Here is a 17,123-nt window from a genome sequence, read left to right as displayed (position 1 = left end):
TCACACCACAGTAAGATATTCAGGCATGACTCCTGTAGCTCTCCCTGACACTGACGAACACCAGTACATCCTGACCTTAAGCTGCCAAGACACCACCGGCATCGTCGCCCGTATTTCCGCATTCATCCAGGAACTCGGTGGCTGGATCGTGGAGGCAGACTACTTCACGGACGCACATTCCGGCTGGTTCTTCACCCGTCAGGCAGTGCGCGCGTCCTCGATCAGCATCAGCTTCGAGGAGCTCCAGGAACGTTTCGCCGCGATCGCCGATTCCATCGGTGAGCATGTCGAATGGCGCCTCTACGATAACGCCCACCGCAAGAAGGCCGTCATTCTGGTGTCTAAGGAGGGTCACTGCCTGCACGATCTCCTCGGCCGCGTCGCGCAAAACGACTACCCGATGGAAGTTGCCGCCGTCATTGGTAACCATGAGAATCTCCGGCCGATTGCCGAAGCTCACGGTATCGATTTCCACTACATTCCGTTTCCGAAGGACGCCGTCGGCAAGCGGAAGGCCTTCGACAAGGTTGCTGCCATCGTCAATGCTCATGAACCGGACGCGATCGTGCTCGCCCGGTTCATGCAGATCCTGCCCGCCGACCTGTGCGAAATGTGGGCTGGCCGCGCCATCAACATCCACCACAGCTTCCTGCCATCATTCATGGGCGCTCGCCCCTACCACCAGGCGTACCAACGTGGCGTGAAACTCATCGGTGCTACCTGCCACTACGCCACCTCCGACCTGGACGATGGCCCCATCATCGAACAGGACGTCATCCGCATCTCCCACAAGGACACCCCTGCGGACATGCAGCGCATTGGTCGTGACGCGGAACAGCAGGTACTCGCCCGCGGCCTCCGTTTCCACCTGGAAGACCGCGTGCTGGTCCACGGCAATCACACCGTGATCCTGGTGTAACCTCCTACCAGCGGCCACTCAAAATGTCTTTGAGCTGTGGGCGGACGTCAAAGAAGAACACGCCCACGGCAACCAATCCGATCCAGCTCAGGAACATCATCTTGGTCGCGATCGCGAATGCCGAACCGACCAAGATCGCGCACCACACCCACTTGCCCTGGCGATCCGCCGCGGAAAACGCATCCTCACGGGTAGCGGCAACAAGGACGGCCCCGTACAGGGCCACGCCAGCCATCAACCAGTACAGCAGTTGATTTACCCACGCGTAGATGAAATCTGGGGTTATTGGCATCGGCTCATCCTTTGCTGTGTCACAACGTTCAACTGATCCCTCATCCTAACAGGCTTGAACCAAACAGCAGTTGGGAGACCGCGTAAATAGCAAGACCAGCGAGTGCACCGACGATGGTGCCGTTCAGCCTGATGTACTGCAGGTCTTTGCCCACCATCAGCTCAATCTTATCGGCTGCTTCTTCTGCATCCCAGCGGGCCACGGTCTCTGAAATGATCTCGGCTACCGCTGGAGCGTAGTTGTCCGCCAGGAAGCGCGTCGCCCCCGTAATGCGTCGGTCCAAAGACTGCCTCAGGTCCGAGTCATCCCGCAGGTTGTTGCCCCACACCACCGCCGACTCGGCGATCTTAGTGCGCAGGGGCGACTCCGGGTCAGAGGCAGCTGCGATGATGCCCCGAGAGGTTGCCGCCCACAGTTGCTGTGGCGCGTTCAGGACAGGGCGTGACCCCATCACGTCGTGCTTCCAGTCCTCGACCCTAGCGATCATGACCTCGTCGTGCTGCAGGTCGTGAGCCAAGCGATCGATGAAGTCCCGCAAGGCCTGGCGCGCCTCATGGTCGGGGTTGTGTGCGACGGCGGAGGTCCACTCCACTGCCTCCCGGTACACCTTGTCACCCACTAGATCATGAACAAACCTCGGGGCCCAACGGGGCAGCCGTTCGTCCACCATTTCCACAATGAACGCCTGGTTGTCTGTGACTTTGCGGTGCACCCAACGCACGGTTTCTTCCACGAGTGGTTCAGTTTTACCGTCCTCGATGAGTTGTTCCAGCAACTTGCCCAGCGGAGGCCCCCACCGCGGCTCTGCCGCTTTATCCACCAACACCGTCTTAATAAGCTGTTCCGCGTCCGCTGGATCCATCGCACGTACCACGTTGACGGTGAGACGACCGGCTTCAGCAGAAACCTTGTCAGCATTCGCTGGATCCACGAGCCAGCTCGCGAGCTTTTCCGGGATGCCAAACTCGCGCACTTTTTCTGTGATGAGCTCAGCGTTGAGGAAGTTGGAGCTGATGAAGTCCGACATCGCTACGCCAACTTGATCCTTTTTCCGCTTCACGATCGCCGTGTGCGGAATCTTGAGCCCCATCGGATGTTTAAACAGTGCGGTGACAGCAAACCAGTCTGCAAGGCCACCGACCATTCCCGCTTCGGCAGCAGCCCGCACATATCCGATCCATGCGCCGGTGATCCCGAGCCGTGCCTCAGCGTAACGACAGCTCAGGAAAATCACTGCCGCGACGCCTAGCAATGCTGTAGCGAGGAACTTGTGGCGTTTCAGGGCGACGCGGCGCTCTGCTTCATCGGCCGGGGTGGGCATGGTTGATGTAGACATAACTGCCATTATCGCTTATCGACGCCATCAGTGATGAAGACCATGGGAATTTAGCGTACCGATGGGATTTTTACGGCAGTTTTCGTCCCATCCGTACGCTCGATTTTCCTTTCTGCCCTAACTAAAGCAGCCCCGCCAACTCACCCTTTCAGGTGAGCAGACGGGGCTGTGAGCGGGGTGGTTAACTAGTCGTTTCGACCAGTGCGGGCACGCCACTTACGGAGCTCGCTGCGGCCAGCAAAAATCGCGCCGAATCCTGCCACGAGGAAGACGACGGCGAGAACGCCACCGACCACGGCGTAGAGGTCCCAGTTTTCCTGAGATCCAACAGTCTTAGCGCCGAACCCGAAGATCAGGATGCCGAAACCAGCGAGAGAAGCCAAAACCAGGCCCATGCCGATCCACGTGGAGGAACGGAGCAAGGAGGAGTGTGGTGCCTCGTAGCTCACAGGGTGGTAACCCTCAACGTAGTTGGCCTCGATGGTTCCCTCGTATACAGGGAAATCCTGGAGAGCTTTGCTGTCGTTCATGTTAGCTAGTCGCCTTTCTCAAAAGCTGCAATTACTTACAGCTTAGTGGTCCTTTGCAGAGAAGAAAGCACGAGCCCTCTCCTTGTTGATCGCAGCAACTGCGGTCAATGGGATACCAGCTGGGCAGACGTCAGCACACTCGCCGTAGAGGGAACATGGACCGAAGGTGGTTTCCACTTGGTCAACCATCTGACGGGCACGCTTGCCACGCTCTTCCTTGCCCATTGGCATGAGGGAGAGGTGAACGAGCTTTGCACCGGTGAACAGGTGTGCCGCGCCGTTAGGGCAGGCAGCCACACATGCGCCACAGCCGATGCAGGCTGCGTGGTCCAGAGCCAGCTCAGCGGTCTGGTGGTTCATGTGCAGGGTGTCTGCATCTGGAGCGGTACCAGCGTCAACGGAGACGTAGCCACCCTGCTGCATGACGCGGTCCAGAGCGGAGCGGTCGACGACCATGTCCTTGATGACAGGGAACGCTGCGCTGCGCAGTGGTTCGATCTTGAGAGTGTCACCGTCGTTGTAGCTCACCAGGCGCTGCTGGCAGGCTGGCTTGTTCTTGTCTGCACCGTGTGGGCGACCGTTGACGTTGAGGCCACAGGTACCACAGATGCCCTCGCGGCAGTCAGAGGCGAATGCGAATGGCTCCTTGCCAGCCTCGATCATGCCTTCGTTGACGTGGTCGAGAAGCTCGAGGATGGACATCTGCTCAACTGCGTCTGGGACCTGGACAGTCTCGAAGTGACCTTCGGTGTTTGGTCCAGCCTGACGCCAAATTTCAAGAGTCAGTTTCATTACTTGTAATTCCTTGTCATCAGCGGGACGGCTTCGAAGTAGAGAGGCTCAGCGTGGCGGATGAACTTGTCTTCGCCTGCTGGCTCCCATGCAGAAACGAAGCACCAGTTGGCGTCGTCGCGTTCTGCTTCGCCTTCTTCGGAAAGGTGGTCGTCACGGAAGTGCGCACCACAGGACTCATCGCGGTCGAGCGCGTCGACACACATGAGTTCGCCGAGGTCGATGTAGTCGGCCACGCGGTTGGCGTACTCCAGAACCTGGTTCATCTCTTCTGGGCTACCGGTGATGCGCAGGTTGGACCAGAATTCCTTGCGCAGCTTGCGGATGTCCTCGATGCCCTTCTTCAGGTCCTCGATGTTGCGGGCAACACCACAGGAGAAGTAGAGGATATCGCCGAGCTGACGGTGGAAGAACTCAGGGCCGTGCTCACCGTTGATGCTCATCAGCTTGTCGATGCGAGCCTGAGCTTCCTGCAGTGCCTTCACTGCAGCTGGGCTGTCCTCGGCGAGGCGTGGCTCGTTGAGGTGCTTAGCCAGGTAGTTAGGCACGGAGAATGGCAGGGTGAACCAGCCGTCAACGGATGCGGACAGCAGGGAGTTTGCGCCGAGTCGGTTTGCGCCGTGGTAGGTCCAGGAGCACTCGCCGGCAGCGAACAGACCTGGGATGGACGTCATCTCGTTGAAGTCGGTCCACAGACCACCCATGGTGAAGTGGCAGGTCGGTGCGATACGCATCGGAACCTTGTATGGGTTCTCACCGATGGCGTCTTCGTACATCTCGAAGAGGTTGGAGTAACGCTCACGGATAACATCCTCACCGAGGCGCTGGATAGCGTCGCGGAAGTCGAGGTACACAGAGTTGTGCAGCGGGCCGACGCCCAGGCCTGCGTTGATCTGCTGGGAAATACCACGGGATGCGACGTCACGAGGCACGAGGTTACCGAACGCTGGGTAACGACGCTCCAGGAAGTAATCGCGCTCTTCCTCAGGGATGTCGTTGCCTGGACGATCGTCCTTTGGCTTCTTAGGAGACCAAATACGGCCGTCGTTACGCAACGACTCAGACATCAGAATCGTCTTCGACTGCCATTCAGAGTTAACCGGCAGGCCGGTTGGGTGGAACTGAATGAAGGACGGCGATGCGAGGTATGCGCCGCGCTCGTAAGCACGCATGATGGCGGAAGCGTTGGAGTTCTTCGCCAGCGTGGACATGTAGTACACGTTGCCGTAGCCACCGGTGGCCAGCACAACAGCGTGGCCGGTGTGAGCCTTGAGCTCACCGGTGATCAGGTTACGCATGATCACGCCCTGGCAGACCTTCTGGCCATCAACTTCGTTGATGATCAGGTCAACCATTTCGTTGTGGGTGAAGATTTCAACGGACTTCTTGTGGATCTGGCGCTGCAGCGCTGCTGCACAAGACAGCTGCAGCTGCTGGCCTGTCTGACCACGGGTGTAGTAAGTACGGGAAACCTGCACACCACCGAAGGAACGGGTGGCAAGGGTGCCGCCGTATTCGCGAGCGAATGGTGCGCCAATGGCGTTCATGTGGTCGATAACACGGACGGATTCTACGGCCAGACGCCAGCAGTCAGCCTCACGGGAGCGGTAGTCGCCGCCCTTGACGGTGTCCTTGACGTGGCGGTATGCGCCGTCGTTGTCGACCTTCTTACCACGAGCGGAGTTGACGCCACCCTGTGCAGCAATGGAGTGTGCACGGCGTGGGGCATCGTGGTAGGTGAAGACCTTAACGTCGTAGCCGAGCTCACCGAGAGCTGCAGCAGCGCCACCACCGGACAGACCGGTACCGATGACGAGGATGCGGAACTTACGGCGGTTCAGCGGGGAAACGAGATCGTAGTGATCCTTCTGGTATTCCCATGCATCCTTGTAGGAAACACCCTCAGGAAGAGCGGATTCCAGCACGGAGCCGATGGAAACACCAGGGACAACGGAAGCAGGAGCGTTGAACTCTGGCTTCGGTGCGGTTTCGTTATGAGTGCTCATTAATTCTTACCTTCCGACCTAGCTAATCCAGCCAAAGAGAACGGCCAGAGGAATGATGCTGTTGCCCACAAGCACTGCAGCTGGGATCAGGTAAGCAACGAAGAGCAGCACGGCGCGCCAGCGCTTTCCGGTGATGCCGAGGTCGCTCACTGCGGTCCACAGACCGTGAGACAGGTGCAGGAACAGGATCAGCATGGCGACGATGTAGAAGATCGCTACACCTGGGCGGCTAAAGGACGCGATCAGGTTAGCGTAAGCAGCGCCGTGCTCGAAGGAATCAGATGCAGCTGGGGCTGCACCAAGGGTGAGATCCAGGATGTGGAAGATGATGAACAGCAGCAGCACCACGCCGGTCACGATCATGGAGCGCGCGGTGAAAGAGTTCAGACCACCGATGAGGTTGGTGCGCTTGAACTTGCCTCGGGACTGCTTTGCACGGCCAACGAGCGCAAATGCGCCGTATACGTGAAGTACAAGGCATACCAGCAGCACGATGCGGAAGATCCACAGAATACCCTCGCGAGGGAATAGTGGCTCACCAACGGTGCGCAGGAACTCTGCGTAGACGTCGATAGCCTTCTCTTCGCCGTGATCCGGCAGGAAGATCTTCAGGTTACCGATCATGTGGACCAGTACGAACAGTCCGAAAATCACGCCCGTGACCGCCATGGTCAGCTTGAGCGCCCAAGTTGGATAGGATGGCCGCTCACGTAGCGGCTTTTCAGTAATCTTGCCGTGAGCGACTGCGTCACGGTCATCAAATTTAACAGTCATGGCACCTCCAGTGTCGCTACTACTTTACGACCTGGCGCCCCGAAAGAACCACTCAACAACCACCCATGTGACTTCGAGCACTCATGAATGGCCAATTATTGGCAGGTTTTTCCCAGGCGGGAACCATGTAATTAACTAGTCCCACCAGTAACAACGGTAACCATGCTGCACGTTTTCAATAAACTGTGCGCTTGATCACACGCTGCCATTTCGGACATCACACTCCCCCTTTTTTAGATCAATCGAAAGATTGATTAAAGCGCTTGCGAATTTAGCAACAATTTCGCTCGCTAATTCCCTTTTCTAGCAGGAGCTTTGTTACTTTAGCTAATTGCAGAATTAGCTTTGTAAAAACTTGTGAAGTTTTCATGCAAAGGTGACTCCCATCACGCTATGGTGTTCACATGGGAAAGACATATGTGGGCTCACGCCTTCGCCAATTGCGCCGTGAGCGTGACTTAAGCCAGGCTTCGCTAGCCGCGACCCTCGGCCTCTCTGCTAGTTACGTCAACCAGATCGAGCACGACGTGCGCCCACTCACCGTCCCCGTGTTGCTTCGCATCACCGAATCTTTTGGTGTTGACGCAACCTTCTTCTCCCGCGATGATGACTCCCGGTTGCTCGCCGAAGTTCAAGACGTCGTCCTGGATAAGGAGATCTGCCCCACCTCCGTCGAACTGCAAGAGATCTCGGAGATGGTCTACAATCACCCCACCCTTGCCCGCGCCATGGTAGATATGCACCGGCGTTACCGAAACGTCCGAGATAAGTTGAACCTGGCCGTCGATACGCGCCATTCGCCCACGCCCGACGCCCCAACTTCCGCTTCGCAAGCGCTCTCCATGCCACACGAAGAGGTTCGCGACTTTTTCTACGCCCGCCAAAACTACCTCGACGGGGTCGACACCCAGGCTGAACGCATCGCCAACGAACTGAGCATCGGCCCCAACGACATCCGCGCCACCGAAGACTCCATCGCGCACCGCTTGCGCACCGTCCACGGGGTGAACATCCACTCGGCCAGTGAAGTCGGTGGCATCCTGCACCGCTATGACCCCGACACCCGGGACCTCACCCTGTCCACCCGCCTCGACCCCGGCCAGCGCGCCTTCCGTATGGCATCTGAGCTTGGCCACCTCGAAGCACACGCCGTGATCAAGTCCTATGTCGACGAAGGTCACTTCACCTCGCCCGAATCCTACGAACTAGCCATGCGCGGCGTCGCACAATACTTCGCAGCCGCACTCATGCTCCCCTACCGCAGCTTCCACAACGACTCCGAAAAATCACGCTACGACATCGAATACCTCTGCCAGCTCTACGGTGTCGGCTACGAAACCACCTGTCACCGACTCTCCACCCTGCAACGCCCCCAACTCCGCGGCATCCCCTTCACCTTCGTCCGCGTAGACCGCGCCGGCAACATGTCCAAACGCCAATCCGCCACCGGATTCCACTTCACCCACTCCGGCGGCACCTGCCCACTCTGGAATGTCTACGAAACATTCACCAACCCCGGCACCATCATGCGACAACTCGCCCAAATGCCTGATGGCCGCAACTACATGTGGGTATCCCGAACCGTCCGACACCACCGCGGACGCTACGGCGAACCCGGGAAACTCTTCGCCATTGGTCTCGGCTGCGAAGCACGCCACGCCGACCGCACCATCTACTCCGAAGGACTCGACCTAGAAGACATGAACGCAGCAACCCCCATCGGAGCTGGCTGCCGCGTGTGTACCCGAGACAACTGCGCCCAACGCGCCTTCCCGCCGGTGCACCGCAACATTCACATCGACGCACACGAGTCCACGGTGGCGCCTTACTAACCAGGACGGATTTCTGATTCCGATTGGCCAGAACGGGGGTGGTTTTTGGTCATTTCGAGCCAGAAATTCACCCTCCCTAAGCCAATAAAAATTCCCCCGCACAAGCAGGGGAGCTTTTCTCGTGCGGGAGAACCTAGAGGTTAATCATGTGGCCAACGATGCCTTCGGCGGCTTCCTTCATTGCCTCGGACAAAGTTGGGTGGGTGTGGACGTTGCGTCCGATTTCCTCCGCGGTCAGGTCAAACTTCTGCGCGAGGGTGAGCTCTGGGAGCATTTCGGAAACCCCAGCACCGACCATGTGGCCACCCAGCAGTTCTCCGAATTCACCGTCGGCGACGAGCTTGACAAAGCCTGCGGTCTCGGCGAGGCCCTGTGCCTTGCCGTTTGCGGAGAATGGGAAGGTAGCGACCTTGATCTCGCGGTCTGGCCACTTCTGCTTCGCTTGCTCTTCGGTGTAGCCGAAGGATGCGACCTGTGGGTTACAGAAGGTAGCGCGTGGCATCATCATGTAGTCGCCGAGTTCCATGGTTTCTGCGCCTGCGATGGTTTCAGCTGCGACTACGCCCTGTGCTTCCGCAACGTGTGCCAGCTGGAGCTTGGCAGTGACATCGCCGATGGCGAAGATGCCGTCGACGTTGGTGCGCATGAAGTCGTCGATTTCGATGGCGCCACGTTCGGTGAGCTTCACGCCGGTGTTTTCCAGGCCATAGCCTTCGGTGCGTGGCGCGAAACCGATGGAGACCATAACGCGGTCAGCCTTGATGGTGTCGGACTTGGAGCCGTCCTTGGATTCGACATCCACTTCGACACCCTTGCCCTCGCCGAGGTCACGAATGGCGGTGGTCTTGTGGCCGGTCAGGAGCTTAACGCCCAGCTTCTTGTATTCCTTGGTGATGGCCTTGGAAACGTCGGCGTCCTCGTTAGGAAGCACACGATCCATGAACTCCACGATGGTGATGTCCACGCCGTAGTTGGACAGCACGTAGGCAAATTCCATGCCGATCGCGCCCGCACCCACGATGACCATGGAGTTTGGCTTGTTGGAATCGAGGATTTGCTCTTCGAAGGAGACAATGTTGCCGCCGATTTCCACTCCAGGCAGGGAGCGAACGACGGAGCCGGTAGCGATGATGCAGTTATCGAAGGTGATGGTCTTGCCGTCTACCTCGATGGTCTTGGCATCCTTGAAAGTGCCCCAGCCGTCGATTTCGGTGATCTTGTTTTTCTTCATCAGGTAGTGGACACCCTTGACGATGCCCTCAGATACCTTGCGGGAACGCGCGTGCGCGACTCCGAAATCGAAGGAGACGTCACCGGAAATGCCGAAGGTCTTCGCTTCGTGATTGAAGATGTGCGCAACTTCTGCGTTCTTCAGCAGCGCCTTGGATGGGATACAGCCAACGTTGAGGCAGACACCACCCCAGTACTGCTTTTCTACTACTGCAACCTTCAGTCCAAGCTGGGCTGCACGGATGGCGGACACATAGCCACCTGGGCCAGCGCCGAGAACTACTACGTCATAATGTTCAGTCACGCCATCAAGGATACTTACCCTAGGCAACATTGGGGAGAGTTGGGCAGAAAAAAGGGCGCCGAGGTGCGTTTATGCACGCTTTTCGACGCCCTTTTCCTCGCAATCAGCGAGAAAACTTAAATCAAGCCAGCCGACAGCATAGCGTTAGAGATTCCGGAGGAAGTTGCGTGGAGGACTGGGCCCAGAGCGTAGTTGATGGCCAGGATGAGCTGTTCAAAAATCTGCATGATGTTTCCTTAAAGCTTTGAGTGAAAATTGAGCAACACGTTACCTCTACTCAACCGAAGAAACGCGTCATTTCGTTACATGTGCGAAACCACATTAACATCATTTGTAACAATACTGCCATTTAGTCACACACGCCACAGTTTTCCTGCTACTTTGTTAGGTGGTTACCCTTTGTCTTGAAAGTTCCCTACTTTCACGGAAAGATTGTCGATTGGTAACATTCGGAACGAAACTGCCGACAAGCCCTTTGAAGGTTGTAAGACCGCTGTCATACACATGGGATAGACCTGCCGGTCTACCGTCGTAGAACGAGAAAGACTGAATATATGAAGAACTTCCGTCGCATCGCCGCTTCTGTGGCTGCTGCCGCCACCCTGCTGGCTGGAGCTCCAGTAGCAATCGCAGGCACCCCCGTTGCAGAGGTCGCAGCCGGTGTTGCCCCAGCCCAGATCAATGTTGGACCAATGGGTGACGCCCCGCAGTGGCGTGCGGCCGTTGAAGCACACCCACTGGCAGAAGAGATGTGGGCTTACTCTCCGTCCATGGATCGCTGGGTACCGCTCGTCGTTAAGCGTGCTGCTAACCCAGGTCGTCCAACCGTGTACGCCCTGAACGGTGGCGACGGCGGCGAAGGTCGCGCCAACTGGGTCATGCAGTCTGACATTCTCGACTTCTACGGCGACAAGGACGTCAACCTGGTCATCCCAATGGCCGGCAAGTTCTCCTACTACACCGACTGGCAGCAGGACGCACCAAGCCTCGGTGGCAAGCAAATGTGGGAAACCTTCATGACCAAGGAACTGCCACAGGCCATCGAAGCAAAGCTGGGCGCTAACTCCCAGCGCGCCATCTTCGGCATGTCTATGTCCGCCACCACCACCCTGCTGTACGCACAGCACCAGCCAGGCTTCTACGACGCTATCGGCTCCTTCTCCGGTTGTGCGCAGACGTCCGGCGGTCTCGGCCTGTTCGCCATCGACAAGACCCTCGAGCGCGGTGGCGTTAACCGCGAAATGATGTGGGGCCCACTTGGCACCGGTAACTGGCACTACAACGACGCCCTCATCAACGCCGAAAAGCTGCGTGGCACCGCGATGTACATCTCCAACGCCTCCGGCCTGGCAGGCCAGAACGACCTGTGGACCAGCCCACGCACCCAGGGTAACTCTGCTAACGTCGGCGTCCTGGTCGTTGAAGGTGGCGCCATCGAAGCTGCTACCAACCAGTGCACCCACGACCTGAAGGCCAAGTTGGATGCTCAGGGTATTGGTGCAGACTGGGCACTGCGTCCAGTTGGTACCCACTCCTGGTCCTACTGGCAGGATGACCTGCGCGGCTCCTGGGAGACCTTCCGCTACGCCTTCGGAATGTAGCGCAGCCGGTTAAAATCGCCCCCTCCATCTCGGAGGCGGGCGATTTTTGCATTCTCACCAATAACCGCTGCGCAAATCGAGCGTACGGATGGGATTTTTAGAGCCTAAATCGTCCCAAACGTACGCTTGATTTCACTCCTACCCCTGATTCGGCACATATCAGTAAACTCACGGGGTATGACACAGACCCACGACTTCCTGCGCGATATTGACTCTCCTGACGCACTAGCGTGGGCTGCGGAAAGATCCGAGCGCACGGCAGCAAAGCTCGAACTTGAGCCGCTTCGTAGTGAGCTGCTTGCGGCGCTGGATACGGACGCGCGGATCCCCATGCCCCGCCGGCGCGGCGAGTTGCTTTTCAACTTTTGGCGCGATGCCGATCACCCACGCGGCGTCTGGCGGACCACCACCTTGGACAGCTACCTGGGAGAAACCGAGTGGCGCACCCTGATCGACGTAGATCAGTTGGCTGCCGCCGAGGGCGAGAACTGGGTGTGGAAAGGAGCGCATGTGCGTTCTCCACACTACGACCGTGCGATGATCAAGCTCTCCCGTGGTGGCGCGGACGCGACCGAGCTCCGGGAATTTGACCTTACCACCGGCGAATTTGTGCCTGGTGGCTTCACCGTTCCAGAAGCAAAAACCGACGTCAGTTGGCTAGATCAGGACACCTTGCTCATCGGCACTGACATGGGAGAAGATTCCCTCACCGAATCTGGGTACCCCGCCCACGTGTACCTGTGGAAGCGTGGCGAGGACTTGGCCGATGCGGAACTGTTTTTCTCAGGTAGTCGCAGCGATGTGGCAGTGGGTGGCTGGCACGACTCGATGCCCGGCTTCGAGCGAACCTTCGTCACCCGTTCCCTCGATTTCTACCGTTCCCGCACCTACCTGGACCGGGATGGACTCCAACTCATTGACATCCCCGAAGACTGCGGTTTCTCCACCTTCCGCGAATGGATGTTCATTGCACCCCGCACGGATTTCGCCGGGATCCCGGCCGGTGGTCTGGGAGTGAAGCTCTTTGAGGACTTCCTCGCCGGGGACCGTGACTTCACGCCGGTTTTTACTCCTACCGCAGAAACCTCCCTGCAGGGGCTGACGTTCACCAAGAACTACGCAGTGCTCAGCCTGCTCAGCAATGTGGCCAGCCGCATCATCACCATCCCGCTCGGCCAGTGGGACGAGCAGCACACGCTCGTCGATGGCCTGGGAACCTCCTCGGTCGCCGGAACCAGCCCACTGCGCGATGACGAGATATGGATCACCACTACTAGCTTCGCCCAGCCCACCACCCTGCATTTTGGGCATATCGGTGGGGAGCTGACCGAAGTAAAGACCGCGCCTGCGCTTTTCGACGCCACCGGGATGGAAACCCGCCAGCACTGGGCTACCTCCACCGATGGCACCCGCATCCCCTACTTCATCACGGGTGTGTTTACCGATCAGCCACAGCCAACGTTGGTCCACGCCTACGGCGGTTTCGAGGTCTCACTGCGCCCCAGCTATTCGGTGACGCGAGGCATCGGTTGGCTCGCGCGGTCAGGCCTGTTCGTGGAAGCAAATCTGCGTGGTGGCGGAGAGTTTGGTCCGGAGTGGCACTCCCAGGTGGTGAAAACGAACCGGCACAAGGTATGGGAGGACCACGAGGCTGTCCTCGCTGACCTCGTGGAACGTGGTTACACTACCCCACAGCTGCTCGGTATCAGGGGCGGATCTAACGGCGGGCTGCTCACCGCTGGCGCACTCGTGCAGTATCCCGACCGGATGGGGGCCGTGGTTAGTCAAGTGCCTCTAACAGACATGTTGAGCTACCACACCATGAGCGCCGGCGCCTCCTGGATGGCGGAATACGGCAACCCGGATGATCCAACTGAGCGGGAAGCCATCGTGAAGTGGTCACCGCTGGAGGGCGTCGATAAGCAGCGTGCTTACCCGCCTTGCCTCGTGACCACCTCCACGCGCGATGACCGCGTCCACCCCTCCCACGCCCGCCTGTTCACCCAGCAACTCGAAGACGCAGGTCAGCGCGTCGATTACTACGAAAACATCGAGGGTGGCCACGCCGGGGCGGCCGACAACGAGCAAACTGCATTCATGGAAGCGCTCATCTACTCCTGGCTGTGGAGTACCCTAAGTAACCGATGACCACTCACCGCCTGCGCAACACCCCGATCCCCGGTACCCGAGACGACTACACGGGGGTCGACTTCAACCTCGGGTTCCACATCAGCCACTACGACCTCACCCTCGATTACCGGGTACTGCCGAACCGGCTGAACGCGGTGGCCACGATCGATGTGGAGAATTACGAACCGATCCAGGGCATGACTCTTGACCTGGTGGATTCCATGCGAGTGTCCAAGGTGACGGCGCAGGGCGTGCGACTCGCAAGGTTCAAACAATCCTCAGACAAGCTCCGGATTGCCTTCGCGGAAGAGGTCCCCGCCGACACGAGCTTCGTGCTGACGATCAAATACGCCGGCAACCCCCACCCCGTCCGAACAGCGTGGGGAGAAATCGGCTGGGAGGAGCTGTCCTCCGGCTCCCTCGTCGCGTCCCAACCCTGTGGCGCGCGTACGTGGTTCCCCTGCGATGACACCCCGGATGAGAAGGCGACGTATGACTTTCACGTGAGCGTCGATAACCCGTTCACGGCGGTGTGCAACGGCATCCTTCGAGGTCAAAGCCGATCTGGGTCGCGCACCACGTTCCACTGGCACATCGAGCAGCCGATGGCAACATATCTGGCCACGGTGATGGTCGGCGAGTACCAACGCCTGGAGCTGAGCAACGATCCGGTCCCCATTATCGGCTACGTGCCGGCGAAACTCATTCCGGCATTCCAGAAAAGCTTTGCGCGCCAGGCGGACATGTTGGCCCTTTACGTGCAGCTATTCGGCGAATATCCCTTTAGCAGCTACACGGTAGTCGTGACCGAAGACAACCTCGAGATCCCGCTGGAAGCGGCCGGGTTGTCTATTTTCGGCGCCAATCATGCGCGGGAAGCCCGCTGGGAGCGCCTCATCGCGCACGAGCTGTCTCATCAGTGGTTTGGCAACTCGATGGGCCTAGCCCAGTGGAATGACATTTGGCTCAACGAGGGCTTTGCCTGCTACGCCGAATGGCTGTGGTTCGAGCATTCCGCTGGCCGGCCAGCCGCCGAGGCGGCACGGGAACACTACCGTGGCTTGGTGGCGAAGCCTCAGGATCTTCTACTCGCTAATCCCGGCCCGCGGGATATGTTTGATGACCGCGTGTACAAGCGCGGCGCGTTGGTGGTCCACTCCCTCCGCACGCTGCTTGGCGACGATCAGTTCTTCGCAATGCTGCACCGCTACGTCGAATTCGGCCGTCACGGTGTCGTGGAACCGCACGACCTGCGCGGAGAAGTGTTGAATGCTGCCGAGGACCCGCATGCCGTGACACAGCTGTGGGAGTCCTGGCTGCATGAGGTGCAGCTGCCGGTGTTCCCGGAGCCGAGCGCCCGATGAAATCACTGTCCCTAGCGACAGTGTTCGCAGCGCTGTCCGGCTTCGCCATCATTTTCATCGCCCCGCACGCCATGCCACGCGTCGAGGTAGAAGAGTTCATGGCCTTCTGGGGGCTATTCTTCGCCATCACTGGGCTCATCGACGGCCTCATGCAAGAAACCACCAGGTCCGTCTCCAGTGCGCGTTCACACGATCAACTACCGCTAGTTGTTGCTAACCCGTGGCGTACCGCAGCGGGGATCGCGAGTGTCCTAGGCTTCATCGCCATCATCTCTTCACCGCTCTGGCTCATGCTGCTGTCTACGACATCCGGCGTGGCGGTGGCACTGTTGGCCTTCGGCTTGATGTCATACGTCTTCCAGGCGTTGATGTCCGGTCTGCTCAGTGGCACTGAGAAGTGGCCACTTTTGGCGGCGCTGCTCACCCTGGATTCTGGGATTCGCCTAGGCTTGGTGTTGCTCGCGTGGTGGGCAGGCTGGGGACTTCCGATGTTCCTGGTCATCACGGTGATCGGCGCACTGAGCTGGCTGATAATCTTCCCGCTGGCCAAGGATGCGGTGCGCGCTCAGACGGACTGTGCGCCAGTGGTCTTCCGCCGAAATACGCTGTCGGCCATGATGGCGACCGGGGCAACTGCGCTGCTCATTACGGGTTTTCCCACGTTCATTAAGGCGACCCAGGATCCTACCCCGGTGGCTGGGGTGACGATGGCAGCAGTCATGTACGCGGTGACGCTGACGCGCGCCCCGATTTTGGTGCCGCTGCAGCGCTTCCAGTCAGCGTTGATCGTGAACTTTGTGGCGGGTCGCGCGCACGTGCTGCAGGCCTTAGCGAAGCCCGTAGCGGCAGTGTTTGCGCTTGGGGTCAGCGGTGGCGCCCTAGCTTGGCTGATTGGTCCGTGGATCATGGAAACGCTGTGGGGGCCGGACTACGCGGTCCCGGGGGTGGTGCTAGCCATCCTCACCCTGGCGAGTGCCTGCACTGGCGCGCTCATGATCACCGGTACTGCGACCCTCGCTATCGAGCGTTACCGCAGCTACGTGCTGGGGTGGGTCGTGGCCACCGTGGTGGCTTTTGCCATGTTGTTGCTCCCTTTTACGCTGGCCACGAACGTGTGCACGGCACTGTTGCTGGGCCCGGCCGTGGGCGCTTTAGTCCATGTGTCCGCGCTGGTTCGCGACTAGGATACGTGGTATGCCGACGCTCTCCGTTCTTGTCACCGTCTATCACCGCATTAAGCCCGCCGAGCTGCGGGAAGCCCTCGACTCCTTGACGCTACAAACCCACCCGGCGGACGAGGTGGTGATCGTACAGGATGGGCCGATCGGTGACGATTTGCAGGCGCTTATCGACGCCTTCCTCACCTCCTATGACGGTGCCCGCACGATCGTGTTGGCGCGTAACCAGGGGGCGGGGCCTGCGTCTCAAGCAGGGCTCAGCACCATTGACACCGATTTCATCGCGCGTCTCGACGCCGACGATGTCGCATACCCGGAGCGCTTCGCGCAGCAACTTGCGTTTTTCGCCGCGCACCCAGATATTGACGTGTTGGGCACCGCGCTGGCAGAGTTCCACGATGACATCACCAACGTTGTCGGAGTGCGCACTTTGCCAGAAACCCATGATGAACTGGCAAAATATGCGCTGATTAATTCCCCTATCAATAATCCGAGTGTGATGATGCGGACGGCCGTCGCTAAGGCAGCGGGTGGCTATCGCGACGTGCACCACATGGAGGACTACGACCTGTATGCTCGCCTGCTCGCCAGCGGTGCGCAGCTCCATAACCTGCAGCAACCGCTGACGTATTTCCGTTCCAGCGCCGACGTGTTTGAGCGCCGCACGGGCAAGGGTATGTTCGCGGCGGAGCGTCACATGCAGCGCAATTTGGTGTCCTATGGCCTGATTTCCCGGCCGCGTTCGTGGTTTAACCTGGTGGCGCGCACGGCCTATCGGCTCTTGCCCGCGCAAGCTTTACGGGCAGCGTACGGCAGGTTGTTCCACCGCGACTAG

The 17,123-nt window shown here is 58.9% G+C and carries 14 protein-coding genes; 7 read left to right on the top strand and 7 right to left on the bottom strand.

Going from position 1 to position 17,123, the window contains the following annotated elements; translation table 11 throughout:
• Positions 1-25: 25 nt before the first annotated feature.
• Positions 26-919 (top strand): formyltetrahydrofolate deformylase, encoded by an 894-nt coding sequence (gene purU / locus ACZ6ZO_RS08700; RefSeq protein ID WP_182387066.1) that lies wholly within the window; start codon positions 26-28, stop codon positions 917-919.
• 4 nt (positions 920-923) lie between these two features.
• Here the strand turns inward: purU and ACZ6ZO_RS08695 are convergent, their stop codons facing one another.
• From ACZ6ZO_RS08695 to ACZ6ZO_RS08670, 6 genes are all read right to left on the bottom strand, one after another.
• Positions 924-1,211, bottom strand: coding sequence for a DUF2516 family protein (locus ACZ6ZO_RS08695; protein ID WP_182387067.1), 288 nt, complete (start codon positions 1,209-1,211; stop codon positions 924-926).
• 40 nt (positions 1,212-1,251) lie between these two features.
• A complete protein-coding gene (locus tag ACZ6ZO_RS08690; protein WP_182387400.1) occupies positions 1,252-2,532 on the bottom strand; it encodes a DUF445 domain-containing protein in 1,281 nt (426 codons plus the stop codon).
• Positions 2,533-2,732: 200 nt separating this feature from the next.
• The gene (locus ACZ6ZO_RS08685) at positions 2,733-3,077 is read right to left on the bottom strand and encodes a hypothetical protein (RefSeq protein ID WP_182387068.1); all 345 of its coding nucleotides are present in this window, start codon (positions 3,075-3,077) and stop codon (positions 2,733-2,735) included.
• Between the two features lie 42 nt (positions 3,078-3,119).
• Positions 3,120-3,869, bottom strand: coding sequence for a succinate dehydrogenase/fumarate reductase iron-sulfur subunit (locus ACZ6ZO_RS08680; protein ID WP_182387069.1), 750 nt, complete (start codon positions 3,867-3,869; stop codon positions 3,120-3,122).
• Positions 3,869-5,875 (bottom strand): fumarate reductase/succinate dehydrogenase flavoprotein subunit, encoded by a 2,007-nt coding sequence (locus ACZ6ZO_RS08675; protein ID WP_182387070.1) that lies wholly within the window; start codon positions 5,873-5,875, stop codon positions 3,869-3,871. The genes ACZ6ZO_RS08680 and ACZ6ZO_RS08675 overlap by 1 nt, the downstream gene beginning before the upstream one ends.
• Before the next feature lie 18 nt (positions 5,876-5,893).
• Positions 5,894-6,649 (bottom strand): succinate dehydrogenase cytochrome b subunit, encoded by a 756-nt coding sequence (locus tag ACZ6ZO_RS08670; protein ID WP_182387071.1) that lies wholly within the window; start codon positions 6,647-6,649, stop codon positions 5,894-5,896.
• A 404-nt stretch (positions 6,650-7,053) separates the two neighbouring features.
• Here ACZ6ZO_RS08670 and ramB point away from each other — a divergent pair, with 404 nt between their 5' ends.
• A complete protein-coding gene (gene ramB / locus ACZ6ZO_RS08665) occupies positions 7,054-8,481 on the top strand; it encodes an acetate metabolism transcriptional regulator RamB (protein WP_182387072.1) in 1,428 nt (475 codons plus the stop codon).
• A 133-nt stretch (positions 8,482-8,614) separates the two neighbouring features.
• On the opposite strand, the gene lpdA is transcribed toward ramB, so the two are convergent.
• On the bottom strand, positions 8,615-10,015 hold the full coding sequence (gene lpdA / locus ACZ6ZO_RS08660; protein ID WP_465291939.1) for a dihydrolipoyl dehydrogenase: 1,401 nt from the start codon (positions 10,013-10,015) through the stop codon (positions 8,615-8,617).
• A gap of 554 nt (positions 10,016-10,569) precedes the next feature.
• On the opposite strand from lpdA, the gene ACZ6ZO_RS08655 reads away from it, so the two are divergent.
• The 5 genes from ACZ6ZO_RS08655 to ACZ6ZO_RS08635 all read left to right on the top strand — a co-directional run bounded on the left by ACZ6ZO_RS08655 (position 10,570) and on the right by ACZ6ZO_RS08635 (position 17,123).
• Positions 10,570-11,616 (top strand): alpha/beta hydrolase, encoded by a 1,047-nt coding sequence (locus ACZ6ZO_RS08655; RefSeq protein WP_465291937.1) that lies wholly within the window; start codon positions 10,570-10,572, stop codon positions 11,614-11,616.
• A gap of 177 nt (positions 11,617-11,793) precedes the next feature.
• The gene (locus ACZ6ZO_RS08650) at positions 11,794-13,764 is read left to right on the top strand and encodes a prolyl oligopeptidase family serine peptidase (RefSeq protein WP_465291935.1); all 1,971 of its coding nucleotides are present in this window, start codon (positions 11,794-11,796) and stop codon (positions 13,762-13,764) included.
• Complete coding sequence (locus ACZ6ZO_RS08645; RefSeq protein WP_465291933.1) at positions 13,761-15,110, top strand: M1 family metallopeptidase; 1,350 nt, start codon at positions 13,761-13,763, stop codon at positions 15,108-15,110. Before ACZ6ZO_RS08650 ends, ACZ6ZO_RS08645 begins: the two co-directional genes overlap by 4 nt.
• Complete coding sequence (locus tag ACZ6ZO_RS08640) at positions 15,107-16,294, top strand: polysaccharide biosynthesis protein (protein WP_182387077.1); 1,188 nt, start codon at positions 15,107-15,109, stop codon at positions 16,292-16,294. The genes ACZ6ZO_RS08645 and ACZ6ZO_RS08640 overlap by 4 nt, the downstream gene beginning before the upstream one ends.
• Positions 16,295-16,304: 10 nt before the next feature.
• Positions 16,305-17,123 carry a glycosyltransferase gene (locus tag ACZ6ZO_RS08635; protein ID WP_182387078.1) on the top strand — a complete coding sequence of 273 codons (819 nt, stop codon included), beginning with the start codon at positions 16,305-16,307 and terminating at the stop codon, positions 17,121-17,123.

It is taken from the genome of Corynebacterium sp. NPDC104732 (assembly GCF_055583565.1).
Note: the sequence above shows the minus strand (reverse complement) of the source record. Positions and strands in the feature narration are given on the sequence as shown.

Bases quoted from the DNA above. Each gene is read 5' to 3' on its own strand.
- ACZ6ZO_RS08655 (WP_465291937.1), top strand. From the start codon at position 10,570: ATGAAGAACTTCCGTCGCATCGCCGCTTCTGTGGCTGCTGCCGCCACC.
- ACZ6ZO_RS08640 (WP_182387077.1), top strand. From the start codon at position 15,107: ATGAAATCACTGTCCCTAGCGACAGTGTTCGCAGCGCTGTCCGGCTTC.
- ACZ6ZO_RS08690 (WP_182387400.1), bottom strand. From the start codon at position 2,532: ATGCCCACCCCGGCCGATGAAGCAGAGCGCCGCGTCGCCCTGAAACGC.
- ACZ6ZO_RS08635 (WP_182387078.1), top strand. From the start codon at position 16,305: ATGCCGACGCTCTCCGTTCTTGTCACCGTCTATCACCGCATTAAGCCC.
- ACZ6ZO_RS08645 (WP_465291933.1), top strand. From the start codon at position 13,761: ATGACCACTCACCGCCTGCGCAACACCCCGATCCCCGGTACCCGAGAC.
- purU (WP_182387066.1), top strand. From the start codon at position 26: ATGACTCCTGTAGCTCTCCCTGACACTGACGAACACCAGTACATCCTG.
- ACZ6ZO_RS08685 (WP_182387068.1), bottom strand. From the start codon at position 3,077: ATGAACGACAGCAAAGCTCTCCAGGATTTCCCTGTATACGAGGGAACC.
- ACZ6ZO_RS08680 (WP_182387069.1), bottom strand. From the start codon at position 3,869: ATGAAACTGACTCTTGAAATTTGGCGTCAGGCTGGACCAAACACCGAA.
- ACZ6ZO_RS08670 (WP_182387071.1), bottom strand. From the start codon at position 6,649: ATGACTGTTAAATTTGATGACCGTGACGCAGTCGCTCACGGCAAGATT.
- ACZ6ZO_RS08675 (WP_182387070.1), bottom strand. From the start codon at position 5,875: ATGAGCACTCATAACGAAACCGCACCGAAGCCAGAGTTCAACGCTCCT.
- ramB (WP_182387072.1), top strand. From the start codon at position 7,054: ATGGGAAAGACATATGTGGGCTCACGCCTTCGCCAATTGCGCCGTGAG.
- ACZ6ZO_RS08695 (WP_182387067.1), bottom strand. From the start codon at position 1,211: ATGCCAATAACCCCAGATTTCATCTACGCGTGGGTAAATCAACTGCTG.
- ACZ6ZO_RS08650 (WP_465291935.1), top strand. From the start codon at position 11,794: ATGACACAGACCCACGACTTCCTGCGCGATATTGACTCTCCTGACGCA.